Raw genomic sequence first — 12,594 nt, 5'->3', positions numbered from 1 at the left:
GCTGGTCGTTAATCCGCTGTCAGCGGATGAAGTGAATCTTCCCGGTATCGTCGTTACCGATGTAGATTCCGTATACCCCAGCCTGACGCTCCTCGATATACCGCTCGAGAATCTGCCGGATCGCCGGATAGTAGATGCTCTCCCAGGGAATATCCTCAGGCGCAAAGAACTTGTAGTCGAGGGTCTCGGGCCCGTACTGCCCGGTAATGTCCAGGGCAATGGCGCGGAAGATGATGTACACCTCACTGATCTTCGGCACGCTGAAAATCGAGTAGGGCGAGAGAATCTCGGCACGCACCCCACTTTCTTCCCAGACCTCGCGCAACGCCGCCTGCTCGGTGGTCTCGCCGCCTTCCATGAAACCCGCCGGAAGCGTCCAGGTGCCTGGACGGGGCGGAATGGCGCGCTGACACAACAGGTACTTGCCGTCCTGCTCGATAATGCAGCCGGCGATGATCTTCGGATTGACGTAATGGATGTAGCCGCAACCACAGCACATCAGGCGCTCGTGCGTATCACCCGGCGGTACCTGCGATTTGAGATCACTGGCACCACACTTTGGGCAATAGCTCGGGCTGAACATGATTAGCGACCTATGCGAGGTTCTTTGAGGGCGATCGGCAGGGTAATGACCGGGACTTCACCGGTTTCTTCCTGCTTGCGCTTGAGGTAATCGAGGGCCACGGCGGCGGCTGCGCGAACGTGGTCGACGCAGGCCTGGTGCGCGGCCAGCGGATCGCCGCTCTTGATCGCCTCGACCATGCGTTCCATTTCCTGGTTGCTCGCGCCGCGGCGGTTCTGCTGGGACACCGAGGTCGCCCGCAAGTAGCTGATCCGTGCCTGTAACTGGCGCAGTTGGGTGGCCGCGACATGGTTGCCCGAACCTTCGAGCAAGACGTCGTAGAACCCCTGCACTGAATCGATGACCTGCTGCAGTTCGCCATCCTTGAGGGCCTTGCGGTTTTCCTCCAGGGCTTTTTCCAGGGCCTTGATGTCCTTGGCCTTGGCGCGCAGGGTGAACAGCTGGACGATCAGGCCTTCGAGCACGCAACGCAGCTCGTAGATGTCTCCCGCATCGGACAGGGTGATGATGGCAACCCGCGGGCCCTTGGCATCGGCGAATTCCACCAGGCCTTCGGATTCGAGGTGACGCAAGGCTTCGCGCACGGAGGTGCGGCTCACGCCCAGGCGATCGCACAGGTCGCGCTCAACCAGACGGTCTCCCGGCAGGAGCTGGAAGTTCATGATGGCGCTTCGCAGTTTATCCAGCACGATTTCGCGCAGGGTAACGGGGTTGCGATTGACCTTGAAGCTGTCGTCGAGTGGCAGGCGTTTCATGGGGTCCGCTCTGAGTGTGGCTGTCCATGCAAAAAGAGCACTACGATCATGACGACCATCGGTGCTCCGGTCAGATCAAACAGCCAAGGGTTAACTGGAGGCCTCGGCATCGGCTTCGGCGAAGGCTTCACGGGCGAGCCGGAAACTGTCTACGGCAGCGGGAACGCCGCAATAAATACCGACCTGAAGCAGAATTTCGCGTATTTGTTCACGACTCAGCCCGTTACGCAAGGCACCGCGCACATGCAGCTTGAGTTCGTGCGGCCGGTTGAGGGCCGAAATCATCGCCAAGTTTATCATGCTGCGTTCTTTAAGCGACAAGCCCTCACGCCCCCAGACGTGGCCCCAGCAGTACTCGGTGACCATCTCCTGCAGCGGACGGGTGAAGTCGTCGGCGTTCTCCATAGAACGCTGAACATAGGCCTCGCCCAACACCTGGGTGCGGATTTTCAGACCTTTTTCGTACTTAACGTTGTTCATTTCACTTGTCTCCAGCGTTACCTCTGTAGGAGCGGCCGGAGGCTGCGATCTTTTGATCTTGCTGTTGAACAGCAAGATCAAAAGATCGCAGCCTCGTTTCACTCGACAGCTCCTACGGGTACTGATTCAGAGGCCGCCCATCAGGGTGTATTTGAGTTCCAGGTAATCTTCGATGCCGTATTTGGAGCCTTCGCGGCCCAGCCCCGACGACTTGATACCGCCAAACGGTGCAACCTCGGTGGAGATCAGCCCTTCATTGATCCCGACCATGCCGTACTCCAGCGCCTCGCTCATGCGCCAGGCGCGGCCCAGGTCGCGGGTGTAGCAGTAGGCCGCCAGGCCGAACTCGGTGTCGTTGGCCAGGTGGATCGCCTCGGCTTCGGTGTGGAAACGGAATACCGCCGCCAGCGGGCCGAACGTTTCTTCCCGGGCGACTTTCATCGAACCCGTGATGCCGGCCAGCACGGTGGGCTGGAAGAAGCCATGGCCGAGGGCATGCCGTTCGCCGCCGCAGAGCAACTGTGCACCGTGGGCGAGGGCGTCCTGCACATGGTTTTCGACCTTGGCCACGGCGCGTTCGTTGATCAGCGGGCCCTGGGTGATGCCGCTGTCGAAACCGCTGCCAACCTTCAACTGCGCCACGCGCTCGGCCAGCCGGGCGACGAAGGCCTCGTGGATGCCGGCCTGCACCAGAAAGCGGTTGACGCACACGCACGTCTGCCCGGCGTTGCGGAACTTGGCGATCAATGCGCCTTCCACCGCACGCTCCAGGTCGGCATCATCGAAGACGATGAACGGTGCATTGCCGCCCAGTTCCAGCGAGACTTTTTTCAGGGTCGGCGCGCATTGCGCCATCAGCAGTTTGCCAATCCCGGTGGAGCCGGTGAACGACAATTTGCGCACCAGCGGGCTGGCGGTGAGTTCGGCGCCGATGGCGACAGCGTCGCCAGTGATCACATTGAAGATGCCCGGTGGAATGCCCGCCTGTTCAGCCAGCGCGGCCATGGCCAGGGCCGAGAACGGGGTTTCCGGGGCCGGCTTGACGATGCACGGGCAGCCCGCCGCCAGCGCCGGGCCGGCTTTTCGGGTGATCATCGCGGCTGGGAAGTTCCACGGAGTGATGGCTGCAACAACGCCGATCGGTTCCTTGGTGACGACGATGCGTGCGTCGCTTTTATGGCTTGGAATAGTGTCGCCGTAGATGCGCTTGGCTTCCTCGGCAAACCATTCGATGAAACTGGCGGCGTAGAGGATTTCACCCTTGGCTTCGGCCAGGGGTTTGCCCTGTTCGAGGGTGAGGATGTGGGCCAGGGCTTCGGCGTTTTCAATCATCAGCCCGTGCCAGCGCTTGAGGATATTGCTGCGCTCTTTGGCGGTCAGTGCACGCCAGGCCGGCCAGGCCTTGTGGGCGGCTTCAATCGCCTGGCGAGCCTGGGCGGCGCCGAGGTTGGGCACCTGGCCGATCAACTCGCCGTTCGCCGGATTGAAGATCTCCTGAACGGCGCCATCTGGCGCATCGAGCCACTGGCCGTCGATGTAGGCCTGTTGGCGGAACAGGGGGGAGGATGCTGGGCTCATGCCGACTCCTGAAAAAATGAGTAAATCAACTGTAGGAGCGAGAACAGTCTTCACCCTGTGGGAGCGAGCAGGCTCGTTCCCACAGGTGGATCTGAGTGCGGGACAAATGTCAGGCCAGGGTGGGCAGCGGGCCCAGCTTGCCTTTGTGGTAGATCATCGGCGTGACCGGCTGCTCGGGCAGGATCAGGTTCTTCACCGCGCCGACGATGATCGCGTGATCACCGCCGTCGTACTCGCGCCACAACTCGCACTCGATGATGGCCGTCGCCTTGCCCAGCAAGGGATTGCCCAGCTCGCTCAAGTGCCACTCGATACCCTTGGCCTTTTCCTTGCCCTTGCTGGCAAAGGCATAGGCTTCGGCTGTCTGGTCGGCGGACAGCAAGTGAATCGCGAACTGCTTGCTGTCACGCAGGATCGGGTAGGTGTCCGAGGCATAATTGGGGCAGAACAGCACCAGGGCCGGGTCGATCGACAGCGCACTGAAGGCGCTGGCGGTGATGCCGACGATGCCGCCATCCGGGTCCAGGGTGGTGACCACCGTGACGCCGGACGGGAATGAGCTCATGACGTCTTTGTAAATGCCGGGTTCGATCATGTCAGTGGTCTCTTAGCGCATCACGAAAGGATCAGGCATCGGAGCCTGGGAGAGGTTGATCCACACCGTTTTCAGCTCGGTGTAGGCCAGCACCGAATCGATGCCGCTCTCGCGTCCATAGCCGCTGTTCTTGAAGCCGCCGATCGGCGCCATGGCCGACACTGCGCGGTAGGTGTTGACCCAGATGATTCCCGAACGCACGTCCCGGGCGAGGCGATGGGCACGGCCCAGGTCGCGGGTCCAGATGCCGGCGGCGAGGCCGAACTGTGAATCGTTGGCAATCGCCAATGCCTCGGCTTCGTCCTTGAAGCGAATGACCGAAGCCACCGGGCCGAAGACTTCTTCCTGCATGATCTTCATCGAGTTGGCGTCGCATTCGAACAGGGTCGGCTCGTAGAACCAGCCGTCGCCCAGGTTCTGCGGGCGCTTGCCGCCCAGGCGCAGGCGCGCACCTTCTGCAATGGCGTCAGCCACCAGGCCTTCGACCACCGCCAGTTGCTGCGCGGTGGCCATCGGGCCCATCTCGCTGCTGTCTTCCTGGGGGTTGCCGATGCGAATGCGCTTGGCGCGCTCGATCAGGCGCTCGACGAACTCGTCGTAGATGTCGTCCTGCACCAGCAGGCGCGAGCCCGACACGCAGCTCTGCCCGGAGGCGGCATAGATCCCGGCAATCGCGCCGTTGATCGCGCTGTCGAGGTCGGCGTCGGCGAAAATGATGTTCGGCGACTTGCCACCCAGTTCCAGGGACAGCTTGGCGAAGTTCTCGGCACTGCTGCGCACCACGTGACGTGCCGTGGCAGCGCCGCCGGTGAAGGCGATCTTGCGCACCAGCGGATGGCGGGTCAGCGCCGCACCGGTGCTTGGGCCATAGCCGGTGACGACATTGACCACGCCCGGTGGAATGCCGGCTTCGAGCGCCAGGCGCGCCAGTTCGAGGATGGTCGCCGAGGCGTGTTCCGACGGTTTGATCACGATGGTATTGCCGGCGGCCAGGGCCGGGGCCAGCTTGATGGCGGTCAGGTACAGCGGGCTGTTCCACGGAATGATCGCCGCCACCACCCCCATGGCTTCGTGCACGGTGTAGGCAAACAGGTCGGGCTTGTCCAGCGGCAGGGTGCCGCCTTCGAGCTTGTCGGCCAGGCCTGCGGTGTAGTGGAAGAACTCCGGCAGGTAGCTGACCTGGCCGCGGGTTTCGCGGATCAGCTTGCCGTTGTCGCGGCTCTCCAGCTGCGCCAGTTGTTCCTTGTTCTCGGCGATCAGGTCACCCAGGCGGCGCAGCAACTTGCCCCGGGCGGTGGCGGTCAGGCCACGCCAGGCCGGGCTGTCGAAGGCGGTCTGTGCAGCCTGGACGGCGCGTTCGACATCAGCTTCGTCGGCATCGGGCAATTCGGCCCAGGCCTGGGCCAGCGCCGGGTTGAAGCTTTCGAAGGTCTTGCCGGACAGGGCATCGACCCATTCACCGCCGATGCACATCTGGAAGCGTGCGAGAGTCATGCAACGATCCCCTTTATTTGATTTTGTCGGGAGTGCGCCGTGTCGAGAAACTCCAGCAACAGCTGGTTGACCAGGCGCGGCGATTCTACGGGCATCATATGCCGTTGTTCGGCGAGCACGGCAACGGTCGCACCGGGAATTCGCCGCGCCAGTTGCTCGGCCATTTCCGGGGTGGAGCCGGGGTCCAGCTCACCGGTGGCGATCAGCGTCGGCACCTGGATGCTGCCCAGGTCGTCGGCGCGGTACATGTCCTGGGTGGCGAACAGTTCATAGGTGGTCAGGTAGCCCTGGGGATCATTGTTCGCCAGGGTCTGGCGCAAGGCGGCGATCTGCGCCGGGTTGGCCGCCTGGTACTCGCGGCTGAACCAGCGCGACAGGGCAGCTTCGGCATTGGCATCCGGGCCGTGCTCGGCCGCTTGCGCGGTGCGGGCAATGACGCCGGCGCGCTGCTCGGGGCTGCGGTTGAACACGCTGTTGAGCACCACCAGGCCCTCCAGGCGCTCCGGGTAGTGCAGGGCAAACGCCCGCGCTACCAGTCCGCCCATGGAGAAGCCGATCACCGTCACCTTGGGCAATTGCAGGTGGTCGAGCAACTCCAGCAACTGGTCGGCATATCCGAGCAGCGGCGTGCCGCTTGCCGGGCGCGGGCTGGCGCCGTGGCCGAGCATGTCGTAGGCAATCACGCGGTATTGGGTGGCGAGGCCAACAACCTGGCCGCCCCACATTTCTTTATTCAGGCCCACGCCGTGGATCAAAACCACGGGCTGGCCTTGGCCGGTCGCCAGGTAACTGGTGCCAGCCGGGGTGCGTTCAGCGGTGAGCCGAATCATGGAGCGCTCCTGCATGCCTTTTTGTTGTAGTTGGCCTGTGCGATTACTGGGCGTTTTCAGCGGCCAGTTCTTCAAGATCGATGTATCGGTTACCAATGCGCGGGTGCAGGCGGCCGCCGTCGGCGCAGCCCAGGACCACGACTATTTCATCGGCGCGCGGTGCATCTTCGATCTGCATTTCCAGGGTGATGTAGTGCGAACGCAGGCCTTCGTCATCCTTGTGCATCATCGGAATCTGGATCGAAGTGCCCGGGCCACCGCGCTTGTTGGTGAAGCTCAGGTAGCTCTTGGCTTTCACGGCTTCGCGGTAGTGATTGCCGAAGCGCAGGGTGTGGATGACGGCGGAGGCGTGCTCGATCTCGCCATCGGCGCCGACTACAGCGGCCTTGCCATATGCTTGGATCTTGTCGGCACCGCCGATGATGCCCACCAGGCGCTCGACCATCAGCGCGCCGAGGTCGGAGCAGTTCTCGCGGATCTGCGGTTTCAGGTCCTCGACGAAGCCATTGCCCACCCAGGGGTTCTTCATAACGACGGCCAGGCCGACCATGGTCACGGGTTTGTCGGTGGCCTTGCCGCCTTCGATGAGGGTTTCTTCGACGTAGCTGACGATCTTGCGGATTTCGAAACTCATGAGCTGCTCCGTAATAGGGTGAGAGTGTCTGTGCGTCTGATGGTATACCATAATACTGGAAGCACAAGTCCCTGGAGCGAGTTTCTGGTCAGGTGGTTTGAAAGAGAGGATTAACGGGGGGGCAGGAAGGGGGGCGGGATATCGTGGCTGGACCTGCGCTATCGCGAGCAAGCTTTGTTAGCAGCGCAGAAGCGGTGTAGGAGCTGTGTAGGAGCTGTGTAGGAGCTGTCGAGTGAAACGAGGCTGCGATCTTTTGATCTTGTCGTTTAAAAAACAGTCAAAAGATCGCAGCCTCGTTTCACTCGACAGCTCCTACAGTTGATCGGGGCTATCAGCTTTTCGATTCCTTCGTCCCCAGCACATCACGGATGCTGTCCACGACGTTGCTGTCCTTGATCACATCATTCAGCCAGCCCTCAAGCGGCATGTTGCCCCATTTGATCGCGCGTTCGATCAGGTACGGCACCGGGCTTTGGGGTTCGGTCTGTTTGAAGAACTGGGCGATGCCCGCCAGTTGGGTGAAGGCCTCGTCGCGGGTCAGGGGGGTGGTGCGCAGGGGGATGGATGAGGGATCTGGCTGGGGCTGGGTCATGGCGGCACCTGCGGGTTGGTCGACAACGCTTGGCTGGACGGGCGCAACGGGGGCGGGATGCAGCTCGATGCCGCGGTCCTTGAGCAGTTTCTCGGCCAGTTGCCCGGCACGGGTCAGTACGTCCGTCAGCGCGGCGAAACTCGGGGCATCAGCGCCAAACAGCCGGTCTGCGGTGCTCTGCAACTGCTGGCAAGCGCGCAGGCTGGCGGCGATTTCGCCGGCCTTGAGGCGCAGGTGGTCGGAGTCGGTCAGCACCACCGAACGCTGGAACACCTCGGCGTTGATCTTGCCTTCATCAATTGCGGCACGCATGGCCTGGGGATTTTGCAGCGCGAGGTTTTCGATGTGCCGGGATTCGTCGTAACGCAGCAGGCCGAACTGCTGGCCCTGGGTGATCGGCAAACCGCCGACGACGTCCGCCAGCGAGGCTTTTAACCACGCCAGACGTGCGGCGCGTTCGTCGAGGCCGTCTTCCAGCGAAGGGAACAGGCCTGCCCAGAACGTATCCAGGATGCGCTCGGCCAGCGTCAGGCCAAAGGTGATACCGACAAAATGGTACTTGTGCGCCAGGCCTTCACTGAGCCAGGCGACCAGCATCAGGTCCTTGCTCTGGCGAGCCAGGCCCTGTGCGGCCAAGGTGATGGTCAGGTCCCAATCCGAAGATTTGAGGTCGGTTTGCCAATCACCCTGGGTGAGATAATCGGGGTCTGCTCGACGCGCTTCTTTCACCTGGTCAAACAAGGTGGAAAAGCTCAGGTCTTCACCGCTCCCCTCATTGATGGGCGCTGTCAGTTCGGCCAGGGAAAGGTCGTTGAGAAATTCAGACATAGGCAACTCTGATCAGGATAAAAGAACACCGCGCCCGGACCACAGGCGCAGTGCTTAAGGCGGGCCGCTCGCACGGCCCGCTAGTGCTGCAGACTTAAGCGAACACCTTGTTCGCGGTGCGGTCCCAACCGCCGGTGACGTTGCCGCCGCCCTGGCCATCGGCACGGCTCTGCTGGGTGTAGGTGGTCTTGATGCGCGCGAAGTTGAAGCTGATTTCTTCGACAGGCAGATCACTTTCCGCTTCGTCCTTGCCGCCCTTGCTACCGCCAGCAACGGTATTGACGGAAGCCACTACTACTTCTTCGAGGTTGTAGGTGAGATAGGTCACCTTGTCGCCACCGGCGCGGTTCACGTTCAGCTGGATCTTGGCGATGTGGGTGCCTTTGCAGCACGCTTCAAACAGCTTGGCAGTGGCTTTATCGGCAGCTTTGCGGATAGTGAAGTTGCTCAACACCACGCGTTCCGAAGAAGCACCGCCCGAAGAACTTGCCGTCGCGGAGGTGGCCTGGGTCGCGCCAAACTCATAGCCCAGCACTTCGATCCAATCCTTGTGCTTTTCGTCCAGTACTTCGCCTGGAATGCCTTCGATCTGGATGTATGCGTCAAATGCCATTTCTAATTTCTCCTTACCTTCATTTAAGGGTGCCGCTGCGAGCAGTCGGCAGCCCTTCGTTTTAACCTCTTTGAATACGCTCAAGAGAGGTGTCTTACCGTTGCCCGGCTCGTGTATCGAGTCGACCCGGGCAGCGATTTTTCTTGCTCTGGCGGCGCGCGATCAGTTGATCGCCCGCACTTCGATTTCCACCCGGCGGTTAGGCTCCAGGCACTGAATCAGCTGCGCCCGGGGTTGCGTCATGTCGCACTTGACCAGGGGCTTGGTGCTGCCTTCGCCGACGGCTTCGACCAGCTCACCGGGGACGCCTTTGCCCACCAGATAGGTCTTGATGGTCTGCGCGCGCTGCCTGGATACCTGCAAGTTGCCCTGCAGGTCGCCCAGTTGGTCGGCGTGCCCGGCGATGATGATCTTGCCGATGTCCGGAGTGTTGAGCAGCTTGCCGGCGATGGCGCTGAGCTGGCTTTGCCCTGCGGTTTTCAGGCTCTGGAAGTCCGCGCGGCCAAAGGCGAACAGGGTGTCCGACTCCAGGGTGATGGTCTCGATCGAGCGCAGCGACTGGCTCAGCAGGCTGTTGATGTAGTTGCGCGAACTGGAGGTGAGGAACGCGTTGTCAAGGATGCGCGGCACGTCCTGCTCGTGGATCTGGTCGCTGTAGAAATTGATCTGCCGGCTGGCGTACTCGTAGTCCTGATGGGCCCCCGGATCACCGTTGGCGGCACCGATAGTCTGGCCGGTCTGGCGGGCAATCGCCGGGTACCAGTAGTCCGGGATTTTCGCCTTGAGGAACGCCGGGTCAGCCTTCTCGCGCTGGGCCCGGGAGAGCATCACGTAGGTGTCCAGGGTGGTCTTGCCGAAGGCGGCGATGGACTGCGCGCGGTTGTCGTTGGGCAGGGCCTTGGGTTCTACGCTGTCGACGCCGGTCACGGGTAACAGTTGCTGAGTGTTGCGTTGATACACCTTGAGGGTGGTCAGCAGGTACAGCGATCGGGTCAGGTTGTCCGCCGTTGGCTTGAGCATCACGCTTTCCAGGCGGCTGAAATACTCGCTGCGCAGCAGCGGCTCGACTTTGTAGCCCTGGTACAACCCCAGGCGCATGCGCAGCGGCACACCGTCCTGGTGATGCCGGGCGTAGTAGTGGGCGGTCCAGAAGCGCATGCGGTCCAGGGTTTGCCACTCGGTGTATTGGCCTGTCGCCGCCGCGTCAGCAGACGCCGCCTGGGCCAGTTCCGTCGAGATGCCCTGCACGGTGTCGCGGTTGTTCACATAAGACCAGCCCAGCAGGCCGCACAGCAGCATCGCCAGCACACCGGCGCCACCTATCCACGCCGCTTTGCGCCGGCGTTCGCGATGGTTGGTGGTGTACAGCGCCACCAGATGCTGGTCGGGGATGATCACTTTTCGGAACAGGCTATTGATAAACAGCGGGCGTGGTTGCGCGTCACCGCCGACGCTCGCCTGGTCGTTCTCCAGGGAGAAGCGCTCGGTGACCTGGCGGGCGTGGCCCCCCAGCTCTGGCTGGTCGGCGTCCAGGGCACTGGTGAAATAGAAGCCGCGCAGCAGTTCGGCCTTCTGGTACGGGTTAGCGCGCAGCAGGGCGTCGACGAACAATTGCAGGCGCGGTTTCAGCGCCGCCAGTTCCAGCGGGAAGCGGTACACCGCCGAATCCTGGCGGGTGATCTGAATGTCCTGGGTCACCAGTTGCCGGCTCGCCACCTGCTGCCAGTAGGCAACCAGCTCGTCCATCGCCACGCCAAATTGCCGACCCCAGTCCGCCTGTTCATACCCCTTGTGGGCAAACGTCTTGCCCATCACCTCACCGCGGGCCGCTTCATCCAGCTGGCGGTAGAAGGGCGCAAAACCCGGCACCAGGTCGCACTTGGTGAACACCAGGTACACCGGCAGGCGCACTTCCAGCAGCGCGTGGGTTTCCTGGATGCGTTCGCGCAGGCGCTTGGCGATGCGTTCCTGGTCGTCGAGGGACGCTTGCAGGATGTCGTGGATGCTCACGGTGACGATCAAACCGTTGAGCGGCCGGCGCTGGCGATGCTGACGCAGCAGTTGCAGGAAAGCGCGCCACTTGCCGGCTTCTTCCTGGTTGTTCATGTAGCGTCCGGCGGTGTCCAGCAGCACGGCTTCGGAGCTGAAAAACCAGTCGCAATTGCGCGTGCCACCCAACCCGGCGACACGGGCGCCTTCGCGTTCGGCGTAGGGGAAGTTCAAGCCCGACTGATAGAGCATGGTGCTCTTGCCGGCCGCTGGCTGGCCGATCACCAGGTACCAGGGCAGGGCGTACAACGCGTCTTTGGGGTTGCTGCCCCGGGGCTTGTTGTTGTGCAGGCGCTCGATGCTTTGCAGCAGGCGTTCGCGCAGCAGGCTGACTTCCTCGCGATCCCCCGGGCTGGCGTTCAACACGGCCTGGTCGGCGTCATCGCGCAGCAGCCCTTCAAGGTTGTGATGCCGCGACACCCCGCGATAGAGCAGCAGCACGTAGCCGCACGCCAGCAGCAGGAACACGCCAATGCCGGTCAGCAAGCTGTTCAGCGAACTGAAGCCCAACGCCCGGCCGATGCCCCAGACCACGAAGATCGAGAGAAAGAAGGCGATCCCCAGAATGTAGGGTTGATACCGCAGGAAGTAATACTTGATCTTGTTCATACAGACTTCGAATCCAGGGCATCGACAAAACGGTCGATGGCGTCATCAAGGGGACGGTCGATTGCGGGAAAAGCGGGTGCAAGGTGGTGCTCGTCAAAGGCATCGAAGGACGCCAGCACGTCATAGCTCTGCGCGCGGTCGCCGCTGCCGGTGAGTACGCGGTAGGCGTTGCTGGTGGTGCGTGAGGCAAAGCAGATCAGGCGTGGGCGCATGAAGTCGTCCGCCAGCAGGCTCACCTGCGGCACGGCCTTGCCCGGCGTCATGCGCGTGAGCCAGGTGAGCCAAAGATCGGCGGTCGGGTTCTTCAAACCGCGCTCCGCCGGCAAGGGCAGAGTGATGCCGATCGGCGTGCCGTGTCGCAGGGGGCTGTGCAAGGCTTGCAGACGGGTCAGCACGGCATTGGTGACGAACTCCGGGTACGAGCCTTCCAGTGCAGTAGCAATGTCGCGCAGGTTGAAGTTCACCAGGAATTTGCCGTGCACCCGGCGGAACAGGTCGAAGTCCTGGGCCTGCAGCGGGCGCAGGGCCTTGATGCGTTCGAACAGCACCGCGGTGCTTTCGCCCTGTGCCGCCATGTGCAGCAACGGCTTGATCTGCGCGCTGAACAGCTCGCCCAACGTGAACGGGTTGACGAAGGGCTCGGCTTCAGCGGCTTTGACTGTCTGGAAAATGAAGAACGGGTAGCGCCGCTGGCTGGCGTCCATCGAGCTGATCAGCCCGCCCAGCAGCCAGTTGCCGCTGCGTGCGCGGTAGCTGAAAAAGCACAGCGGCAAGGCGTCGAACAGGCTGCGCCAGTCTTCGCGATGCTGCAGGGCCGCGAGGGCGCCTTGCAGCCAGCCATCGAACTCGCAGACGTCGTCTGCCGCGCCGTGCAGGCTGACGAAGTCCGGGCTCGCGGGCACCTTGCCGAAGCAGCCAATCATTGGCCGCGCCCTTGGTTCAGTGCCAGCCTGG

At 62.3% G+C, this 12,594-nt stretch carries 12 protein-coding genes; all 12 read right to left on the bottom strand.

What is annotated here, in order from left to right:
• Positions 1-19 precede the first annotated feature (19 nt).
• Positions 20-583 carry an NUDIX hydrolase gene (locus EQV97_RS12585; RefSeq protein ID WP_122839479.1) on the bottom strand — a complete coding sequence of 188 codons (564 nt, stop codon included), beginning with the start codon at positions 581-583 and terminating at the stop codon, positions 20-22.
• A 2-nt stretch (positions 584-585) separates the two neighbouring features.
• On the bottom strand, positions 586-1,338 hold the full coding sequence (locus tag EQV97_RS12580) for a GntR family transcriptional regulator (protein ID WP_122839480.1): 753 nt from the start codon (positions 1,336-1,338) through the stop codon (positions 586-588).
• Between the two features lie 90 nt (positions 1,339-1,428).
• Positions 1,429-1,818, bottom strand: coding sequence for a carboxymuconolactone decarboxylase family protein (locus EQV97_RS12575; RefSeq protein WP_122839481.1), 390 nt, complete (start codon positions 1,816-1,818; stop codon positions 1,429-1,431).
• Between the two features lie 126 nt (positions 1,819-1,944).
• A complete protein-coding gene (locus tag EQV97_RS12570; protein ID WP_122839482.1) occupies positions 1,945-3,396 on the bottom strand; it encodes an NAD-dependent succinate-semialdehyde dehydrogenase in 1,452 nt (483 codons plus the stop codon).
• 109 nt (positions 3,397-3,505) lie between these two features.
• Entirely contained in the window at positions 3,506-3,991 is a 486-nt protein-coding gene (locus EQV97_RS12565; protein ID WP_045062789.1) for a flavin reductase family protein, read from the bottom strand.
• A 12-nt stretch (positions 3,992-4,003) separates the two neighbouring features.
• Complete coding sequence (locus EQV97_RS12560; RefSeq protein WP_122839483.1) at positions 4,004-5,485, bottom strand: aldehyde dehydrogenase; 1,482 nt, start codon at positions 5,483-5,485, stop codon at positions 4,004-4,006.
• Complete coding sequence (locus tag EQV97_RS12555; protein ID WP_122839484.1) at positions 5,482-6,315, bottom strand: alpha/beta fold hydrolase; 834 nt, start codon at positions 6,313-6,315, stop codon at positions 5,482-5,484. The genes EQV97_RS12560 and EQV97_RS12555 overlap by 4 nt, the downstream gene beginning before the upstream one ends.
• A gap of 43 nt (positions 6,316-6,358) precedes the next feature.
• Positions 6,359-6,949 carry an amino acid synthesis family protein gene (locus EQV97_RS12550; RefSeq protein ID WP_122839485.1) on the bottom strand — a complete coding sequence of 197 codons (591 nt, stop codon included), beginning with the start codon at positions 6,947-6,949 and terminating at the stop codon, positions 6,359-6,361.
• Positions 6,950-7,280: 331 nt separating this feature from the next.
• Complete coding sequence (gene tssA, locus EQV97_RS12545; RefSeq protein WP_240889013.1) at positions 7,281-8,369, bottom strand: type VI secretion system protein TssA; 1,089 nt, start codon at positions 8,367-8,369, stop codon at positions 7,281-7,283.
• 94 nt (positions 8,370-8,463) lie between these two features.
• Positions 8,464-8,982 (bottom strand): type VI secretion system tube protein Hcp, encoded by a 519-nt coding sequence (locus EQV97_RS12540; RefSeq protein WP_122839487.1) that lies wholly within the window; start codon positions 8,980-8,982, stop codon positions 8,464-8,466.
• Between the two features lie 162 nt (positions 8,983-9,144).
• Entirely contained in the window at positions 9,145-11,640 is a 2,496-nt protein-coding gene (gene tssM, locus EQV97_RS12535; RefSeq protein WP_122839488.1) for a type VI secretion system membrane subunit TssM, read from the bottom strand.
• The gene (tagF, locus tag EQV97_RS12530) at positions 11,637-12,563 is read right to left on the bottom strand and encodes a type VI secretion system-associated protein TagF (RefSeq protein ID WP_122839899.1); all 927 of its coding nucleotides are present in this window, start codon (positions 12,561-12,563) and stop codon (positions 11,637-11,639) included. Before tagF ends, tssM begins: the two co-directional genes overlap by 4 nt.
• Positions 12,564-12,594: the final 31 nt, after the last annotated feature.

The sequence above is a fragment of the Pseudomonas sp. TMW22090 genome (assembly GCF_022496665.1).
Taxonomy (GTDB): Bacteria; Pseudomonadota; Gammaproteobacteria; order Pseudomonadales; family Pseudomonadaceae; genus Aquipseudomonas; species Aquipseudomonas gregormendelii.
Note: the sequence above shows the minus strand (reverse complement) of the source record. Positions and strands in the feature narration are given on the sequence as shown.